This window comes from Micromonospora sp. CV4 (assembly GCF_003667455.1).
Classification (GTDB): Bacteria; Actinomycetota; Actinomycetes; order Mycobacteriales; family Micromonosporaceae; genus Micromonospora.
Genome location: NZ_RCVI01000140.1, coordinates 1 through 17276, shown reverse-complemented (window position 1 = coordinate 17276; position 17276 = coordinate 1). Strand labels below are relative to the sequence as shown.

The 17276-nt window shown below is 72.6% G+C and carries 17 protein-coding genes; 5 read left to right on the top strand and 12 right to left on the bottom strand.

The genetic code is table 11. The annotated features are described in order from the left end of the window. The first annotated feature begins 41 nt into the window (after positions 1 to 41). Positions 42 to 1193 carry a cellulose binding domain-containing protein gene (locus EAD98_RS01825; RefSeq protein ID WP_121652339.1) on the top strand — a complete coding sequence of 384 codons (1152 nt, stop codon included), beginning with the start codon at positions 42 to 44 and terminating at the stop codon, positions 1191 to 1193. Between the two features lie 135 nt (positions 1194 to 1328). On the opposite strand, the gene EAD98_RS01820 is transcribed toward EAD98_RS01825, so the two are convergent. The 3 genes from EAD98_RS01820 to EAD98_RS01815 all read right to left on the bottom strand — a co-directional run bounded on the left by EAD98_RS01820 (position 1329) and on the right by EAD98_RS01815 (position 3370). Then, complete coding sequence (locus tag EAD98_RS01820; protein ID WP_121652338.1) at positions 1329 to 2294, bottom strand: N-acetylmuramoyl-L-alanine amidase; 966 nt, start codon at positions 2292 to 2294, stop codon at positions 1329 to 1331. Beyond that, positions 2294 to 2446: a hypothetical protein gene (locus tag EAD98_RS31165; RefSeq protein ID WP_172898999.1), complete on the bottom strand. Its 153-nt coding sequence runs from the start codon at positions 2444 to 2446 to the stop codon at positions 2294 to 2296. Before EAD98_RS31165 ends, EAD98_RS01820 begins: the two co-directional genes overlap by 1 nt. Positions 2447 to 2584: 138 nt before the next feature. Then, a complete protein-coding gene (locus EAD98_RS01815) occupies positions 2585 to 3370 on the bottom strand; it encodes an aldo/keto reductase (protein WP_121652337.1) in 786 nt (261 codons plus the stop codon). 94 nt (positions 3371 to 3464) lie between these two features. Between EAD98_RS01815 and EAD98_RS01810 the strand changes: the two genes are divergently transcribed. Next, entirely contained in the window at positions 3465 to 4511 is a 1047-nt protein-coding gene (locus EAD98_RS01810; protein WP_121652336.1) for a DNA polymerase ligase N-terminal domain-containing protein, read from the top strand. A 14-nt stretch (positions 4512 to 4525) separates the two neighbouring features. Then, positions 4526 to 5716 carry a threonine synthase gene (locus EAD98_RS01805; RefSeq protein WP_121652335.1) on the top strand — a complete coding sequence of 397 codons (1191 nt, stop codon included), beginning with the start codon at positions 4526 to 4528 and terminating at the stop codon, positions 5714 to 5716. A 52-nt stretch (positions 5717 to 5768) separates the two neighbouring features. Here the strand turns inward: EAD98_RS01805 and EAD98_RS01800 are convergent, their stop codons facing one another. From EAD98_RS01800 to EAD98_RS01785, 4 genes are all read right to left on the bottom strand, one after another. Continuing rightward, a complete protein-coding gene (locus tag EAD98_RS01800; protein ID WP_121652334.1) occupies positions 5769 to 7118 on the bottom strand; it encodes a pectate lyase in 1350 nt (449 codons plus the stop codon). Between the two features lie 252 nt (positions 7119 to 7370). Then, entirely contained in the window at positions 7371 to 9170 is a 1800-nt protein-coding gene (locus EAD98_RS01795) for a glycoside hydrolase family 15 protein (protein WP_121652333.1), read from the bottom strand. A 44-nt stretch (positions 9171 to 9214) separates the two neighbouring features. Further along, positions 9215 to 9610: a cupin domain-containing protein gene (locus EAD98_RS01790; RefSeq protein WP_121652332.1), complete on the bottom strand. Its 396-nt coding sequence runs from the start codon at positions 9608 to 9610 to the stop codon at positions 9215 to 9217. A gap of 263 nt (positions 9611 to 9873) precedes the next feature. Continuing rightward, a complete protein-coding gene (locus tag EAD98_RS01785) occupies positions 9874 to 10767 on the bottom strand; it encodes a sulfotransferase domain-containing protein (RefSeq protein WP_121652331.1) in 894 nt (297 codons plus the stop codon). A gap of 91 nt (positions 10768 to 10858) precedes the next feature. Between EAD98_RS01785 and EAD98_RS01780 the strand changes: the two genes are divergently transcribed. Then, complete coding sequence (locus EAD98_RS01780) at positions 10859 to 11959, top strand: beta family protein (protein ID WP_199723231.1); 1101 nt, start codon at positions 10859 to 10861, stop codon at positions 11957 to 11959. A 6-nt stretch (positions 11960 to 11965) separates the two neighbouring features. Here EAD98_RS01780 and EAD98_RS01775 read toward each other — a convergent pair whose 3' ends face one another. Further along, entirely contained in the window at positions 11966 to 12247 is a 282-nt protein-coding gene (locus EAD98_RS01775; protein WP_121652330.1) for an adhesin, read from the bottom strand. A 195-nt stretch (positions 12248 to 12442) separates the two neighbouring features. Continuing rightward, positions 12443 to 13516, bottom strand: a complete 1074-nt coding sequence (locus EAD98_RS01770; protein ID WP_199723229.1) for an NAD(P)-binding domain-containing protein — start codon at positions 13514 to 13516, stop codon at positions 12443 to 12445. A 229-nt stretch (positions 13517 to 13745) separates the two neighbouring features. Between EAD98_RS01770 and dacB the strand changes: the two genes are divergently transcribed. After that, the gene (dacB, locus tag EAD98_RS01765; RefSeq protein ID WP_121652328.1) at positions 13746 to 15326 is read left to right on the top strand and encodes a D-alanyl-D-alanine carboxypeptidase/D-alanyl-D-alanine-endopeptidase; all 1581 of its coding nucleotides are present in this window, start codon (positions 13746 to 13748) and stop codon (positions 15324 to 15326) included. 35 nt (positions 15327 to 15361) lie between these two features. On the opposite strand, the gene EAD98_RS01760 is transcribed toward dacB, so the two are convergent. From EAD98_RS01760 to EAD98_RS01750, 3 genes are all read right to left on the bottom strand, one after another. Then, positions 15362 to 15691, bottom strand: a complete 330-nt coding sequence (locus EAD98_RS01760) for a hypothetical protein (RefSeq protein ID WP_199723227.1) — start codon at positions 15689 to 15691, stop codon at positions 15362 to 15364. Positions 15692 to 15806: 115 nt separating this feature from the next. Continuing rightward, positions 15807 to 16244, bottom strand: a complete 438-nt coding sequence (locus tag EAD98_RS01755; RefSeq protein WP_121652327.1) for a nitroreductase family deazaflavin-dependent oxidoreductase — start codon at positions 16242 to 16244, stop codon at positions 15807 to 15809. 90 nt (positions 16245 to 16334) lie between these two features. Next, positions 16335 to 17276: hypothetical protein (locus EAD98_RS01750; RefSeq protein WP_368666141.1), on the bottom strand; the 942-nt coding region annotated here is incomplete at its 5' end.

The window sequence follows — 17276 nt, the reverse complement described above, 5'->3', positions numbered from 1 at the left end:
ACCCGTCCGGCGCCCGGCACGCGCCGCAGTCAAGGAGCGTCATGAAACGTCCACTTCGGGCATTGGTCGCCGCCGGCCTGCTGCTCGGCGGCTCGATCGTCGCCGTGGCACTCGGCGGCAACGCCTCCGCCGACACCCAGATCTGCGAGCAGTACGGCTCGACCGTCATCCAGGGCCGGTACGTGGTGCAGAACAACCGCTGGGGCACCACGGCCCAGCAGTGCATCAACGTCACCGACACCGGCTTCGAGATCACCACCCAGAACGGCAGCAGCCCCACCAACGGCGCGCCGACGGCGTACCCGTCGGTGTTCTTCGGTTGTCACTACACCAACTGCTCCCCCGGCACGAACCTGCCGATCCAGGTGAGCCAGATCAGCAGCGCCACCAGCAGCATCAACTACCGGTACGTCAGCGGCGCCACCTACAACGCCTCGTACGACATCTGGCTGGACCCGACGCCCCGGCGGGACGGCGTGAACCAGATGGAGATCATGATCTGGCTCAACCGGCAGGGCTCGATCCAGCCCATCGGTTCACCGGTCGGCACGGCCAGCCTGGCCGGCCGGACGTGGGAGGTCTGGCGGGGCAGCAACGGCTCCAACAACGTCATCTCGTACGTCGCGCCGTCGCCGATCACCAGCCTGAACTTCAGCGTGCTGGACTTCATCAACGACGTCCGTAACCGGGGCGCGATCACCAACTCCTGGTACCTGACCAGCATCCAGGCCGGCTTCGAGCCCTGGCAGGGCGGCGTCGGCCTGGCGGTGACCTCGTTCTCGGCCGCGGTCAACGGCGGCGGCAACCCGACCACACCGCCGCCGACGACTCCGCCGCCGACCACGCCGCCACCGACCACTCCTCCGCCGGGCGGCGCCGGGTGCGCGGTGAAGTACACGCCGAACTCGTGGAACAACGGCTTCACGGCCGACGTGCAGATCACCAACAGGGGGTCCAGCGCGCTGAACGGCTGGACGCTGACCTACAACCTGCCGAGCGGGCAGCAGGTCACCAACGCCTGGAACGCCACGGTGAGCCAGAGCGGGTCCACGGTGACCGCCCGGAACGTGGGCCACAACGGATCAGTCGCACCTGGCGGCACGGCCAGCTTCGGGTATCAGGGCACGCTGAGCGGGGCCTACTCGTCACCGACGAGCTTCACGCTCAACGGGGTCACCTGCTCGCGCTCCTGACCGGCCAACGGTGGGGCGTGGCCACCCGGTCACGCCCCACCGGTGATGTCCACTCGGGTTCCTTGAAGTCGGGGCATCCTCGCACCTGGGATACCCCGACTTCTTGGAAATCGAGTCGATCAAGCCAAGAGCCGGTCAGACCCGGGTGAGCCGGACGGCGTCGGCGATGACCAGGCCGGTCGAGTTGCTCCACCGGCTCACGCCCACCCGGTTGGCGTCGCCGGCCGGCAGCGTGAACGTGCCGAGGACCCGCCACTGCCCGCCGGTGATCCGTTGGTCGACGCGGACCGTCTGGTTGCCGGTGGTGGTCGCGACGATGTACGGCGCGGCGCTGTTGTAGCCGGAGTTCGCCGGCCACCAGGCCTCGACCCGGTAGCTGGCGGTGGCCGGGACGTTGAACCGGTACCAGGCGACGTCGCTGGCGGCGACCGGGTCCGCGTACCGGTAGTCGGCGCCGTACCGCTGGCCGGAGTACGACGACACACCCCAGTTGGCGCTGGCGGTGAAGCGGCCGGCGGTGGTGTTGTCCACCGTGGAGGACCATGCGGTGCCACCGCCGGTCATCTTGGCGGCCACGTCGGCCCGCATCACGTTCAGGTCGATGAAGGACGGGTCGATCTTGCCGGTGGTGCTGGTCTCCCGGTGCCCCCGGGCGTAGCTGCTGTTCCTGCCCAGTCTGGTGAGCACGGCGGCGGTGGCGGCGATCGACGCGTTGTACTGCGCGGCGGTCATCTCCTGGTTGACGCCGTTGTAGTCGATCTCCCACCCGATCATGAGCGTGTTGCCGTCCCCGGCCGGGATCGGCCCGCTGCCGCCGCTGGCTCCGGCGTGGTTGCACCGGCCGGCGGAGATGACGTGGAAGACGCCGTTGTAGTCGACGAGGGCCTGGCAGAGCGGGCCGGCCAGGTCCGGTCGGCCGTTGATGCAGATGCCGAGCGCGGGGTGGGGGTTGCTGGCGCTGGAGGTCGAGGCGGTGTGGTGCCAGAGCACCCCGATCGGGTCGAAGGAGCCGGGCCGCATCCGGTTGAGCCAGTCCCCCTCGACGACGACCTGGACCCCGGCGGCGCGCAGCACGTCCACCAGCCAGGGAATGGTGGCCATCAGGACCCACCGAGCAGGTCGGCCAGGCACTCGGGCTTGGGCGCGGCGCTCGCCGGGGCGGGCCGGACGACGGTGGTCAGCGCGGCGGCCACCAGGGCGGGGATGGCGAGCATCCCTCGGCGGCGCAGACGGATGGATGGTGACCGGGCCATGGCGATCCTCCAGCGACGGCGGGTTCGAAACGGATCGACGAACGTGATGACGGGCACGCTATACCGTCATGACCGTCGATGTCGATACCCTTCATCACCGCGCCGGCCGCTGAAGGAATTTGGCAGGACGGCGCCTCGTCAGGCGTTGCCCAGGGCGTCGATCTCGCGCATCTCCTCCGCCGTCAGAGAGAAGTGGAAGACGTCGAAGTTGGCGCTGATCCGCTCCGGGGTCACCGACTTCGGGATCACCACGATCTCGTGATCGATGTGCCAGCGGAGCACCACCTGCGCCGGCGAGACGCCGTGCGCGCCGGCGATCCCGGTCAGTACGGGATTGCTCAGGTCGGTGGTCTTGAACGGGCTGTACCCCTCCAGCACCACGCCCCGGTCGCGGTGCTCGGCGTGCCGCTGCCGGTCGTACAACATCGGGCCCCACCGGATCTGGTTGACCGCCGGATTCTCCTCGGTCGACTGGATCAGCTCGTCCATCTGGGCCGTGCTGTAGTTGCTGACCCCCACCGCCCGGGTCAGGTTGTCGTCCCGGGCGGCCAGCAGTTCCCGCCACATCGGGATGCTGTCGGTGGCGGACGGCGGCCAGTGGATCAACCAGAGATCCACCTGGTCGACGCCGAGCGCCTCCAGACTGGCCTCCAGCGTCTCCCGCTCCCGACCCACCCGGTCCGGCGGGACCTTGGTGGTGATGAAGACGTCCTCCCGGCGCAGTCCGCTCTCCTGGACCGCCCGGCCGACCTCCCGCTCGTTGCCGTACAGGGTGGCGGTGTCGAGATGCCGGTAGCCGGTGTCGAGCGCGGCCAGCACCGAGTCGTAGCCGGCCTGGCCGGTGGCCTTCCAGGTGCCGAAACCGAGCAGGGGCATCCGCACGTCGCCGGGGAGCAGTGCGGTGGGCTGGTCGCTGTGGTCCATGAGGACCGTTCTACCCCGCTGCGTACCCGCCATGCGACCGAACCGGACACGCGGGTGCCCAGCGCGCCGGTTCGGTTTGCCGGAGAATGCGGGTGTGGCGGACCGGCTGGAGGAGTACCGGCGCAAGCGGGACGCGGCCCGGACACCGGAGCCGGTGCCGGAGCGAGCCCCGGCCGGGGCCGCCGCGGGCGACGGCACGGGCCGCTTCGTGATCCAGCAGCACCATGCCCGCAGCCTGCACTGGGACCTGCGGCTCGAGCACGAGGGGGTCCTGGCGTCCTGGGCGGTGCCCCGCGGCCTGCCCCGCGACCCCAGCCGCAACCACCTCGCGGTGCACACCGAGGACCACCCGATGGAGTACCTCGACTTCCACGGCGAGATCCCCGCCGGGGAGTACGGCGGCGGCCGGATGGTCATCCACGACCGGGGCACCTACCGCGCGGAGAAGTGGCGCGACGACGAGGTCATCGTGACCCTCGCCGGCGAGCGGACCGCCGGGCGGTACGTGCTGTTCGCCACCGGCGGCAAGGACTGGATGGTCCGGCGTACCGACCCGGCCCCGCCCGGCTGGACGCCGATGCCGGACCTGGTCCGCCCGATGCACGCCACGCCGGCCGCGGGGCTCCCCCGGGACCGGGCCGAGTGGGGGTACGAGCTGCGCTGGGACGGGGTCCGGGCGATGGCGTACGTCTCCGGCGGCCGGCTGCGGCTGCTCTCGGAGACCGACGAGGAGATCACCGGCGGATACCCGTGGCTGCGCGCGCTGGCCGAGACGCTGGCACCGACCGAGGCGGTGCTGGACGGTGTGCTGGTCCGCATCGACACCGCCGGCCGGGTCCGCCCCGCGCGCCCGTCCAGCGGCCGGGTCCCGGCGGGTGCCCAGTACCTGCTCGTCGACCTGCTCTGGCTGGAGGGCGTGAGCAGCGTGGACGTGCCGTACGCGCAACGCCGGGAGCTGCTCGACGGGCTGGCGCTGACCGGTACGCACTGGCAGACTCCGCCGTGGTTCCCCGGCGCCGGCGACGAGGCCCTGCGCACCGGGCGGGAGCAGGGCCTGCCCGGCGTGGTCGCCAAGCGGCTGGACTCGGTCTACGAGCCGGGCAGGCGCAGCCGGCGCTGGCTCAGCATCGACGCGGTCTGACGGCGAGGAGCGACGTGTACCTGACCCATCTGGACTGCCCGCGCTGCGGCCGGGAGTACGCCGCCGACCAGTTGCACAACCTGTGCGGGTGCGGCTCCCCGCTGCTGGCCCGCTACGACCTGGCGGCGGTGGCGAAGGCGGTCACCCCGGAGCACTTCCCACTGCGCCCGGCCGACCTGTGGCGCTACCGGGAGCTGCTCCCGGTCGCCGACCCCCGACACGTCACCACCCTCGGCGAGGGCTGGACGCCGCTGCTGCGCGCCCCGGCGTACGGCGCGGAGATCGGCATCGACGACCTGATGGTCAAGGACGAGGGGCTGATTCCGACCGGCTCGTTCAAGGCGCGCGGCGCCGCGGTGGGCGTGAGCCGGGCGCGCGAGCTGGGTGTCGAGCGGATCGCGATGCCCACCAACGGCAACGCCGGATCGGCGTGGGCGACGTACGCGGCGCGGGCCGGGATGGGGGCCACCATCGTCATGCCGTTGGCCGCGCCGAGCATCTGCCGGCGGGAGTGCGTGGCGGCCGGGGCCGACCTGCGCCTGGTCGACGGGCTGATCAGCGACGCGGGCCGGAAGGTGGCCGAGCTGATCGCGGAGTCCGCCGGGGCGATCTTCGACGCCGGCACGCTGCGTGAGCCCTACCGGCTGGAGGGCAAGAAGACGATGGGGTACGAGATCGTCGAGCAGCTCGGCTGGCGGACGCCCGATGTGATCATCTACCCGACGGGCGGCGGTGTCGGGCTGATCGGCATCCAGAAGGCGATGCACGAGCTGCGCGACCTGGGTTGGATCGGCGACAAGCTGCCGCGGCTGGTGGCGGTCCAGTCGACCGGCTGCGCGCCGATCGTGCGGGCCTTCGCCGCCGGCGAGGAGCGGGCCGAGCCGTGGGCCGACGCGCACACCGTGGCGTTCGGCATCACCGTGCCGGCGCCGCTGGGCGACGAGCTGATCCTGGCCGCGTTGCGGGCCTCGGCCGGCACCGCGGTCGCCGTCGACGACGCGGACATCCTGGCCGACCTGCGGGACTTCGCCACCCGGGAGGGGTTGCTGCTCTGCCCGGAGGGGGCCGCCTGCCTGACCGCGGCGCGCCAGTTGCGCGCCGGTGGTTGGATCCGGGCAGGTGAGCGGGTGGTGGTGCTCAACACCGGCGCCGGACTGAAGTATCCGGAGACCGTCGACGTCTCCGGCGTACCCGTGCTGGCCTGAGCCGGCGGGCGCCCCGCGGGCCGTGCGGTCCGCGGGGCGCCGTCGTGCCGGCCTACTGGTAGGTGATGTCGGACGGTGCGTAGAGGCAGTTGACGCCGTCGGCGCCCTCCCCGATCTCGACCGGTTCGCTGCCCTTCGGCACGCCGCGGTACTTGACGCAGATCGAGGTGTCGCGGTCCGGGTCATCGACGATGGTGATCCGGCTGAACCGGGCGGTGTCGCCCCAGTTGGTGTTGATGCCGGCGATCGCGTCGGTGTCCCGGACGATCACGTTGTCGATCACCACGTGCCGCTGGTACGAGGTGGAGCAGTTGCCGCAGGCCCGGTAGAGCTTGCCGGCGTTCTCCACCCGGAAGTTCTTGATGTACACGGTGCCGGAGCCGTTGTGCTGGAAGACCTTGTCGCTGGCCGAGCGGGCGCCGCCGCCGTCGACCGTGTACGTGGTGCCGCCGCGGAAGGTGGCGGCGTCCTCGCCCACGTCCTCCCACCAGACGTTGATCAGGGTGCAGTTGCCCTCGCAGTGCACGCCGTCGCCGGCCGGCGCACCGATGATCACGTTCCGCAGGGTGGCCCCGGCGGCCAGCTCGAACATCGGGTCCTGGCTCTCGCTCTGGCCCCCGTCGCCGATGCCGTAGTAACGCTTGAGCCCGCCGTCGAGGGTGCCGGAGACCGGGATCGTCGCGTCCACCTTCTGGCTGCCGGTGGGCGTGGGCCAGCCCGCTGGCGGCGGGTTGGTCGGTCCCGGCGTGGTGGGCGGCGGCGGCGTGGTCGGGGTGCCGCCGCCGGCCGAGTCGACCGCGACGTCGTCGAAGCTGCCGCTGGCGTACGCGGTGACCAGGCCGATCCGGCCGGCGCCGACCAGGCTGTTGCTGCCGGCCGCGATCTGGGCGCCGTTGACGAACCCGCGGATGGTGCTGCCGCTGGCTTCGATGCGCAGCGTGTACCAACTGCCGGTGCCGATGCCCAGTGACGCGGAGCCGATGGACGTGATGCTGCTGCCGTTGACGGCCTGGAGTTCGGCCCGGCCGGAGCCGAGCAGGGCCAGCCGGTACATCTTGGTGCTGCTGCTGGACCTGGCCGCCAGCCCGACCAGGGAGCTGGACGAGCCGAAGCTGACCGGCCGGACCCGGGCCTGCACGGAGTAGTTGGTCCAGCTGGTCTGGCCGGCGAACTGCCGGGCCAGCGAACTGCCGGCGTTGGACTGGTTGAGCACGCCGGAGCCGTCGACGGTCCAGGTGCCGCCGGACTTGGACCAGCCGGAGGTGTTGCCGTCGTTGAAGTCGTCGGTGAAGACGGTGGCCGCGAAGGCCGAGGTCATGCCGACCGCGAGGGCGGCCACGGTCGCGCCGGCGCCCACCGTGAGCAGCAGTGGTCGTCGGCCGGGGAGTCGTCTCTTCTGCACAGTTGTCCTCCTTGACGCGTGTGGTGGCGATCCCACGGCCGTCCGTACGGGGACGTGCCGGCACGGCGTGCTGCCCTGACTCGGGATCGGTGCGCCCCCGTCGGATGCCCGGTTCCGGAGCGGGGTGAAGCGGGATCAAAGCCGTGGGAAAGGGCTTTCCCGTCTCTTCGAGGCTAGGACTGTGCATGCATTAGCGTCAATGCCTGGCGCTTGCAGGTCTGTTGCAGGATTCACCGGTCGGCGCAGTCGGGGTCAGAAGCTGTACGGCTCGGTGAGCCGCCAGGCCGCGTTGATCAGGCCGATGTGCGACAGCGCCTGCGGGGTGTTCCCGAGCTGCGCCCCGGTGCTCAGGTCGATCTGCTCGCTGAACAGGCCCACGTCGTTGGCCTGCCCGACCACCCGCTCGAACAGCGCCTCGGCCCGGCTCCGCTCGCCGGCCATGGCGAGGCACTCCACCAGCCAGAACGAGCAGAGCACGAAGCCGGCCGGGTCGGTCGACCAGCGACGCACCAGCCCGTCGTCGGTGCCCAACTCCCGCTCCACCACCTCGATGGTGGAACGCATCCGCGGGTCGTCGGCCGGCAGGAAGTGCACCACCGGCAGAAAGAGCGCCGAGGCGTCCAGCTCGACTGAACCGAACGCGCCGGTGAACGCGCCGAGCCGCTCGTTCCAGCCCTGGCGGAGCACCTCGCCGCGGATCTCGTCGCGGATCCGGGCCCAGCGGTCCGGTTCGGCCCGCTCGCCGAGCCGGTCGGCGAGGCGCACCGCCCGGTCCATGGTCAGCCAGCAGAGCACCTTGGAGGAGAGGTAGTGCTTGTCCCCGTCGCGGGCCTCCCACATTCCCCGGTCGGGCAGATGCCAGGTGCTCGCGACCTGCTCGGTGAGCCCGAGCACCATCTCGCGCAGCTCCCCGTCGAACGTCCCACCCAGGTAGTCGCGCAGCCGCCAGACCGCCGACATCACCTCGCCCGGCACATCGAGCTGCCGCTGTTTCCAGGCGTCGTTGCCGAGCCGGACCGGCCGGCTGCCGGCGTAGCCGCTCAGCTGCTCGCAGTCGTGCTCGGTAAGGTCACGCTCGCCCTCCAGCCCGAACAGCACCGGCACCGGCTCGTCACCGATGCGGCCGATCGAACGGGACACCCAGGCGAACAGGCGGGACGCCTCGTGCGGACAGGCCGCAACCCAGAGCGCGCGCATGGTCATCGAGAAGTCCCGCAACCAGGCGAAGCGGTAGTCGTAGTTCCGGTCGCCGCCGATCTGCTCCGGCAGGGACGTCGTCAGCGCGGCGGTGATCGCGCCACTGCGGGCGTAGGTGAGACCGGTCAGCACGGTCGCGCTGGGCCGGACCAGCTCGGGGTACCGGCCCGGATACTGGTGCGGCTCCCGGTACGCCTCCCACGCCAGTGCCGTGTCGGCGAGCGCGGCCACCGGGTCCAGTCGGGCCGGTGGGGCGCCGTACGTCGTGCCGTACGCCACGTCCATCCCGATCACCTGGCCGGCGGAGACCTCGAACTCGTGGGTCACCCGGTCCCGGCCGGCCCGCAGCGGAAGTTCCGCACAACGCAGCAACAGTGTCACCGGGCCCGCCGCGGCCACGATCCCACCGTCCGGCTGCTCGTGCAGGTACGGGGTGAGCAGGCCGTACTCCGGGCGGGGTGCGAAGTCCAGCGCCATCCGAACCCGCCCCGACAGCCCCTCGACCACCCGGATCAGGACGGCGGGTGATCTGATGCCGAGCTCGTGGGCGCGGGCGCCGAATTCGGCGGCGAGCGCGTCGGTGACCGCCACGCTGCCGTGCGGGGTGTGGTGCACCGTGCGCAACACCAGCGTGTCCGGCCGGTACGAGCGCTCCACGCGGTAGCCCTGCCCGCCCACGCCCACCGGGGCCAACCGGAAGTGTCCGCCGCGCGGGTCGAGCAGCCGCCCGAACACGGAGGCGCCGTCGAATCGGGGCGGACACCACCAGTCGATCGAACCGTCCTTGCCGACCAGCGCACCGGAGCGGGAGTCGGACAGGAATCCGTAGTCGGAGATCGCCGGCTGCTGCTCCACCCGCCGCGGGTACCCGGATCAGCCCGGAACAGACCGTCGTCGCGTCAGGCGGCGGCGGGTGGCTCGTCCTCGCCGGCCTCCTCTGCCGCGTCGGCCTCCTCCTTGGTCCGGTGCACGGCCTGGTCGGCGTGCTCCGGCGGGCCGTAGACCGTGTAGAGGACCAACGGGTTGGGGCCGGTGTTGACGAAGTTGTGCCTGGTGCCGGCCGGCACCACGACGAGGTCACCCGAGACGACCTCCCGCTTCTCGCCGGCGACCCGGGCCTCGCCGGTGCCGCTGACGAAGGTCAGGATCTGGTCGATGCCCTCGTGCACCTCCTCGCCGATCTCGCCGCCCGGCGGAATGGTCATGATGACCAACTGGGTGTGCTCACCCGTCCACAGCACCCGCCGGAAGTCCGGGCTCTTCTCGGCGACGGTCGCGATCGTGAAATGCTCCATGCCGGGCTCATACCCCGTTCGGCGGCGCGTCACGCCGGGACTCGCAGATGGTGGAATTCCCCACGTTCGGCAGGTTTGGATTTGTGCCGGCCGGGGATCGACATCCCTGACCGGTGCGAGCGGCCGGTCGAGCCAGGTCCCCGCTGGCGTACCGCCGAACGGCTGCGGTGGTGGGAGACGGCCAGAGCGCGGCGACGTTCCGACCACGGTCGAAGCGGCGCCGTGCGCTCGTCTGCGCGCCCCGCTGCTCATCCACGTCGAGGTCAGCCGCTGCGGTGCAACCAGGCGAGCAGGTCGGGTGGCGCGAGCGCCGCGGTTCGCGCCCGGTAACGGGCCAGCGCGGCCGCGTCCAACAGGTCCTGTCCCTGCCCCGAGCCGCCAGAACGGAAGAAGGCCCGGCGGTCGCGCAGCACACCGAGCGTGTCCGGTGCGAGCTGGTCGGCGCGCTCCCGCATCCGGCCGAAGGTCGCCGCCTCGACCAGATCGGGCCAGCGCTCGGAAGGCACCTCAAGGCCCCACCGGCCGGCGAGCCGGCGCATCTGGCCGCCCAAATCGGCCCGCAGATCGTCGTAGTGCACGAGCTCGACGTTCGGCTCATGCCGGCGGGCCCAGGCGTCGCTCAGATGCAGGAGCACCCCAGGCAGCGAGTCCAGCTCGGCGCGCGGATCCGCCTCCCGGTCGACCCAGGTCGACAGCCACTGCCCCAGCGGCACGCGCGCTCGCGGCGGTCCCGCCGGGGCGGGACGGCCGATCAGCTCGCTGAGCCGCATCCGGTCCAGGTTGCCGGCCTGGTGGTAGAGCGAGACCGCCATGTCCAGCGGGTGCCGGGCCACCACCACGTAGTGCACCCGAGGGTCGAGCGGCACCCCGTCCAGCGGCGTGTGCGTCTTGATGAACCGCCGATGCGACTGGGCGGCCAGCCGGCGGTACACCTCGTCCCGCGGCTCGACCAGCCAGTCCAGCCACGGTGACAAGTCGGTCAGCGGCGCCGGCAGGTCCGGCGTACCGAGCACGAGCAGCGCGCAGATCATCTGCATCCAGGTGGTGCCGCTCTTGGATCGGGTGCTGATCACGATGTCGCCGCCCCGGAACGGGAAGCCGGCCCAGCGGCCGCTGTCCTCGTCGTCGGACCGGTAGCGGTGAGCTGGCGCGAGCATCGGAAGAGCGTAGTCGCCGAGCCGACAGCCGGGCAGCCGAATTCCGGCTCGACGGCCTGTGACACATGCGCATGCCTGGCTAGATTGAAGTATGGTGCCCGCCCACGAGGGCCGGGCGGCGGAACCGGTCTACCGCCCCATCCTCGCCAGCCGTCGCGGCGAACTGGACGCCCTGACTCACCTCGACCCCGCGGCCGCCCCGATGGTCGCCCCGATCCTGGAGGTCGGTGCGGCCGATCGCGCCACGGTGGATGTTCTGCGCCGGCTACCGGTCGGGCTGCTGCCCGCCGTCGACGTCAGCGCCCTGCCCGATGCACCCGACACGGAACTGGCCCGCTGGGGCGTACCGCTGGTGCCGGTGATCGGGCTCGCGGAGAGCGACCGCCGGCTGGTCGCGCACGGCGCGGCGGCGCGGGCGTACGCCCGGCGGGCGCTGGTCCGGCTGCGCGCCGGGCAGGACCGGGCCGGGCCGGACGAGAGCACCGCCGCCGTCGAGCGGATCTGGCGGTTCACCCGCCTGGCCCCGGAGGAGTGCGACCTGCTGGTCGACGCGGGGGACGTGTGCTGCGCGGCGGACGTACGGCTGGCCGAGCCCCGGGTACGCCGACTGCTGGACTGGGCCCGTCGGCACGCCTGGCGGTCGGTGACGGTGGCCGCCGGCGGCATGCCGGCGACGCTGTCCCGGCTACCGACCGACGAGCCGGTTCGGCTGGACCGCTGGGACTGGCGGCTCTGGCAGCGGCTGGCCGACGCCGGGATCGACTACGGCGACTACGGCGTCGGTCCGGCCGTACCCGGCACCGGTGACCCGGGCGACCGGTTGCCCACCGTGCGGTACACGGCCGACGGCAGTTGGTGGGTCTACCGCTGGTCGCGGCGGGGCGGGCGGGGCGACGACCGGTTCGCCGACCTGTGCCGCACGTTGGTCGCGGCGCCGCACTGGCCGCGCACCGGCGCGGCCTTCTCCTGGGGTGACCATGAGCTGCTACGCCGGGCCCGCCGGGGCGCCGGCGCCGGCTCGGCCGCCAACTGGGCGGCCTGGAGCACGTCGCACCATCTGGCGCACGTGCTGACCGCGCTGCTGCACCCGCGCGGCGACGCCGCCCCGGGGTGGCATTCCGGGCCGGAGCCGCCGCAGCGGGGGCGGTCGCTGCGGCAGTCGCGCGGCGGTGCGAGTCGCCGGGCCGGCTGAGCCTCGCTACGCCTTCTCGGTGAAGCCGAACTGGATGATGCCCTCGTCGTCGACGGTGGCATCCACCGAGGCGTCGCCGAGAAGCTCGACGGCGTCCTCGTCGAGGAAGATCCGGGCGCCCTGGTTGTCGACCACATGGTCGCCCTCCACCGGCTCGGGCACCAGTTCCACGGTGAGCGATCCGGCCTCGGCGTCGGCGGCGATACGCACCCCGCCGTCCTCGGCGACGTCCTGTTGGTTGGCGAGGTCGCGGATGACGAGCACGGCATTGTCGGTCATGGTGAGCATTGGCGGTACTCCTCGTGGATTCTCGGCTCGCGGTCGGTTACCGCACAGACCGGACAATCGGTCCGCGTACGAGCACACGTGGGAGGCGACAGGAGGGGCGAACGGTCGTCGCCGTCGCATCGCGTCGGGGCAGCTGACGGGCCCCGTCACCGCCTACGTTGCCCCGTGCCCGGCGATCCGTCAAATAGAGGCGGATCAGTCGAGAGCGTGGGTTGGTGCGAGCAACGCGCGGATCTCGTTGACCGCCGCGCGGCCGGCCCGGTTCGCTCCGATCGTGCTCGCCGACGGGCCGTACCCGACCAGGTGAATCCGCTCGTCAGCGACCACGCGGGTGCCGTCCATCGTGATACCGCCGCCCGGCCCGCGCAGCCCCAGCGGGGCGAGATGGTCGAGCGCCGCGCGGAAGCCGGTGCACCAGAGAATCACGTCCGCAGGCACGAACCGCCCGTCCGCCCAGGCCACCCCGTCGGGCGTGATCCGGTCGAAGACGGGTAGCCGGTCGAGGACGCCGCGCTCGCGCAGCCGTCGTGTCTCCGGGGTGACCGGCAGCCCGGTCACGCCCACCACGCTGCCCGGCGGACGTCCGGCCCGTACCGCCTCGTCCACCCGGGCGACCGCGGCCCGGCCCAGCTCGGTGTCGAACTTCTCGTCGCGGAACTCCGGCGGCCGTCGGGTGACCCAGGTGGTGGCGGCCGCGACGGTGGAGACCTCGGCGAGCAGCTGCACAGCGGAGGTGCCGCCGCCGACCACCACCACCCGGCGGCCGGCGAACTCGTCCGGGCCCCGGTAGTCGGCGGTGTGCAGCTGCCGGCCACGGAAGGAGGACCGACCCGGGTAGTGCGGCCAGAACGGCCGGGTCCAGGTGCCGGTCGCGTTGATGAGGGCCCGCGCGGTCCACTGGTCGCCGTCGGTGCGCACGTCCAACCGCCCGTCCGGACGGGAGCGCACGGCGCGGACCCGCACCGGCCGCCGTACCGGCAGCTCGAACGCTCGCTCGTACCCCGCGAAGTACGCGCTGACCTGCTCAGCCGCCGGCCGCTGCGGGTCGCCGGGAGGGAAGGGCCAGCCGGGCAGGTCGTGGATGCCGTGCACCCGGTCCAGCAGCAGGGTCGGCCAGCGGTGCTGCCAGGCCCCGCCGGGGCCGTCGTCACCGTCGAGGATGACGAAGCCGGCGCCCGGGGTGAAGCCGGTACGACGCAGGTGGTAGCCCGCGCTCAGGCCGGCCTGGCCGGCCCCGATCACCACGACGTCGACGGAGTGGGTGTCCACGACGAGCACAACGCCGCACGGGTCGCCCCTCTGCCCGCCCCGGACCGTCGCACCGGTCACAGGCCACGATTCGCGCACCGAGCCGCCCGAATTGTCCCGGACTTCTTCTCGGCGCCCGTCCCTGGCGGTCGCCAGCCGCAGCGGAAATCCAGGTCTAGCGCAACGCGTTCGGTAATAACCTTCGCGCGAGGCCCTTTTCTGGCGAATATCTTCGTGGCAGCATCAGCGCATGCATCGCCGTCTCTTTCCCCGGGTCCTCGCGTTGGTCGCGCTCGTCGCCACCGCGGCCGCGGCCGGCGCGCCAGCCACCGCCGAGTCGCCCACCCCCGCGACGACCCGCCTGCGCGCGGCCATCGACACGATCCTCGCCGACCCACGGCTGAATGGCGCGCAGGCGTCGGTGGTCGTGGTCGACACCAGCACGGGACAGACCCTCTACGACCGCAACGGGGACCGGCGGCTGATCCCGGCCTCCAACACCAAGCTGCTGACCTCCACCGCCGCCCTGGAGCTGCTCGGCGAGGGGCACCGCTTCGGCACCGACGTACGCACCACCGGCAAGCGTCGCGGCGGGCTGCTCTCCGGCAATCTCTACCTGCGCGGCGGCGGGGACCCGACAATGCTCGCGGCCGACTACGACGCGCTCGCCGCGCAGGTCGCGGCCGACGGCGTCCGGGTGGTGACCGGCAACCTGATCGCCGACGACACCCGTTACGACCGGACCCGGCTCGGCCCCGACTGGACCTGGGACGACGAGCCCTACTACTACGCCGCCCAGGTCTCCGCGCTGACCGTCGCGCCGGACACCGACTACGACGCGGGCACCGTGATCGTGCACGCCGCACCGGCGGACCGGGCCGGCGCTCCTGCGGTGGTCAACACCACCCCACCAACCGGGTACGTCCGGATCGACAACCGCGCCGAGACGGTCGCCACGGGTGAGACCTCGATCTCGATCGAACGCGAGCACGGCAGCAACACCATCGTGGTGAGCGGCCAGATCGCGATCGGCGACGAGCCGGCCAGCGACTGGGTGACGGTCTGGGAGCCCACCGGCTACGCGGCCGACGTGTTCCGGGCGGCACTGCGCCGGCACGGCGTGCGGGTGCTCGGTCGAACCGTGCTCGGCCAATCCACCCCGGAGGCCGCCCACCAGGTGGCCCGGCACGACTCGATGAGCCTCGGCGAGCTGATGACGCCGTTCCTCAAGCTCTCCAACAACGGGCACGCCGAGGTGTTGACCAAGGAGGTCGGGCGGGTGCTCTCCGGTTCGGGCACCTGGTCGGCCGGGCTGACCGCGATCAGCGAGTACGTGGCCGACACCGGGATGGACACCGGCACGCTGCGCCAGCGCGACGGCTCCGGGCTGTCCCGGCGCAACCTGGTACCGGCGACGGAGTTCGTCGACCTGCTGGCCGCCGTCCGGGCCGAACCCTGGTTCACCACCTGGTACGCGGCGCTGCCGATCGCCGGGCAACCCGACCGGTTCGTCGGCGGCACGCTGCGCAGCCGGATGGCCGGCACGCCGGCGGCGGGCAACGTGCACGCCAAGACCGGCAGCCTGACCGGGGTCTCCGGGCTGTCCGGCTATGTGACCAGCGCCGACGGCCGGCTGCTGGCGTTCTCCATCCTGCTGAACAACTACTTGACCGCGTCCGTCAAGACGCTGGAGGACCAGATCGCCGTGGCGTTGGCCGGCTACGACGCGAACGGTACGGCCGCCGCGCGGGTGGCGCCGCAGGAGGTGCCGGACACGCCACGCACTCCGGAGGGCGTGGAGTGCTCCTGGGTCAAGCCAATCACCTGCTGACCGGTGGCCGGGGGCGCACCGCGCCCCCGGCCGCGTCAGGCCGGACGATCCGGTGGGGGAACCACGGCGGTCGGGTCACCACGCTCGATCAGCGCGGCGATCTCGGCGGCCCGCAGCCCGCGCAGTGCCAGCACCCGGGTGCCCCAGCGGTGCAGTCGGCACGGGTGCGGGCTGGCGTCGTTTCGGCAGACCACGCCGCCGGACCACCGCCGGGGCGCGTGCACCACCACCGCCCGCACCGCGAACTGGGTGTCCTCGCCTGTCACGTACGGCGGCAGGGGAATGTCGCGGAGCACCTCCCCCGGGGAGTCACCGGCACCGGACGTAGCGGCCGGGCGGACGCGGTGGGCGGTACTGCTGCTCATCTGCGGTGCCTCCACACTGGATGGTCAGACGGGGACAGCAGAAAGTTACGTCGCCACCGACCACCCGCGACGGACAAACTGTCCCGCCGTCCCGTGCGCCGTGGCGGACGCCAGGTCAGCCCCGCTCCAGCACCACCACCGGGATGTCCCGGTCGGTCCGGGCCTGGTAGTCGTCGTACGCCGGCCAGATGGCGGTCATCGTCGACCACATCCGCTGCTTCTCCCCGGGCGTCGCGACGCGCGCCCGCGCGGGAAACGTCTCCGCGCCGACCTGCACCTCGACCTGCGGCTCGGCCAGCAGGTTGAGGACCCACGCCGGGTGTTTCGGGGCGCCGCCCTGCGAGCCGACCACCAGGTAGTCGTCGCCGTCCCGCCCGTAGATCAGGGCGGTGCGGCGTCGCTTGCCGCTGTGCCGGCCCCGGGTGGTCAGCAGGAGCGTGTAGACCCCCGGCCGCCACTCGTGCCCCTCGGCGCCGCCGGTCTCGACGTACCGCTGGATGTGCTCGGCGACCCAGCCCTCGGGGCTGTCCACCACCTGCTCGCTGGACGTCATCGGCACTCCTCACGGGTCGGTGGCCCTCGCGCCCAGGCTACTGCCGCCACCCGTGCCGGGCAGGCCGAACAGCGTGGCGACGACGACCGGTCAGCGCACCGCCAGGGCCTGGATGCCGACGTTGCCGCAGTGCTCGGTGAAGACCTTCTCGACCGTCCAGGTCAGCACCAGCCGGGCGCCCTTGGGCAGCTGGAAGCGGATGGTGAACTGGGCGCTCTGGCTGGTGTAGGGATCCTCGAGCCGCGCGGTCCTGACCGGCCCGCCGGTGGACAGCCGGGCCTCCAGCCGGCCGCGGGCCATCCAGGTCCCGGCGTAGAGCTGGACGACGCGCGGCTCACCGCTGCCGGCGACGGCGAGGCTGAACCCGTTGCCGGCGCCGCAGGTGTAGACGCCGTTCGGGCTGCCACGCACCGAGCGCTCCGACGTGCCGTCCCGCCAGCTGACTACCTCCTGGTTGCCGTCCCAGCCGACCCGGGTGCCGGCGCCGCCCCCGTCGATGATCTCTCCGGAGCCGGCGCGCTTACGGACCGTCGAGTTACCACCGTGCAGCCCCCAGTGCATCCAGTCCCGGCTGCCCACGGCGGTGAGGTCGACCTCGGCGGGCACCTCCGCCCGGCTCACCGACAGCACCGGCGTCGACCCGGACGGGGACGGCGGCGGCGCGGCCGGCACGCTGACCGACGGCGTCGGGTCGGGCGAGGGCGGACGCTGCCGGGGACGGAGATTGGGTGCCGCCAGCCCAGCCTCGGTGGTGCGTCCCTCCGCGCCCGGCAAGCCGGTGGGCCGGGTGGCCCCGGCGGGCACACCGCCGGGGCGGCCCGCCTGATCGTCGCCGGGCTCCGGGCCGGACCGTGTGCCGAGGTACGAGACGAGCCCCACCAGGCAGACGAGCACGGCGAGCCCTGCCACGGCCCAGCGCCGCTTTCGGGCGCTGGTGAGTCGGCGCAGTGCGCCGCGGGTGCGCCCGGCGACGCCGGCGCGTGTCCGGTGCCTCGCCGGTCCGTCGGGCGGCACGCCCCCGGCCCCCGGATC

Excerpts from the sequence above, each read along its gene's own strand:
- EAD98_RS01790 (WP_121652332.1), bottom strand. The coding sequence starts at position 9,610 with ATGGAGCATTTCACGATCGCGACCGTCGCCGAGAAGAGCCCGGACTTC.
- EAD98_RS01825 (WP_121652339.1), top strand. The coding sequence starts at position 42 with ATGAAACGTCCACTTCGGGCATTGGTCGCCGCCGGCCTGCTGCTCGGC.
- EAD98_RS01755 (WP_121652327.1), bottom strand. The coding sequence starts at position 16,244 with ATGACGTCCAGCGAGCAGGTGGTGGACAGCCCCGAGGGCTGGGTCGCC.
- EAD98_RS31165 (WP_172898999.1), bottom strand. The coding sequence starts at position 2,446 with ATGGCCCGGTCACCATCCATCCGTCTGCGCCGCCGAGGGATGCTCGCC.
- EAD98_RS01815 (WP_121652337.1), bottom strand. The coding sequence starts at position 3,370 with ATGGACCACAGCGACCAGCCCACCGCACTGCTCCCCGGCGACGTGCGG.
- dacB (WP_121652328.1), top strand. The coding sequence starts at position 13,746 with ATGCATCGCCGTCTCTTTCCCCGGGTCCTCGCGTTGGTCGCGCTCGTC.
- EAD98_RS01820 (WP_121652338.1), bottom strand. The coding sequence starts at position 2,294 with ATGGCCACCATTCCCTGGCTGGTGGACGTGCTGCGCGCCGCCGGGGTC.
- EAD98_RS01775 (WP_121652330.1), bottom strand. The coding sequence starts at position 12,247 with ATGCTCACCATGACCGACAATGCCGTGCTCGTCATCCGCGACCTCGCC.
- EAD98_RS01760 (WP_199723227.1), bottom strand. The coding sequence starts at position 15,691 with ATGAGCAGCAGTACCGCCCACCGCGTCCGCCCGGCCGCTACGTCCGGT.
- EAD98_RS01785 (WP_121652331.1), bottom strand. The coding sequence starts at position 10,767 with ATGCTCGCGCCAGCTCACCGCTACCGGTCCGACGACGAGGACAGCGGC.
- EAD98_RS01780 (WP_199723231.1), top strand. The coding sequence starts at position 10,859 with ATGGTGCCCGCCCACGAGGGCCGGGCGGCGGAACCGGTCTACCGCCCC.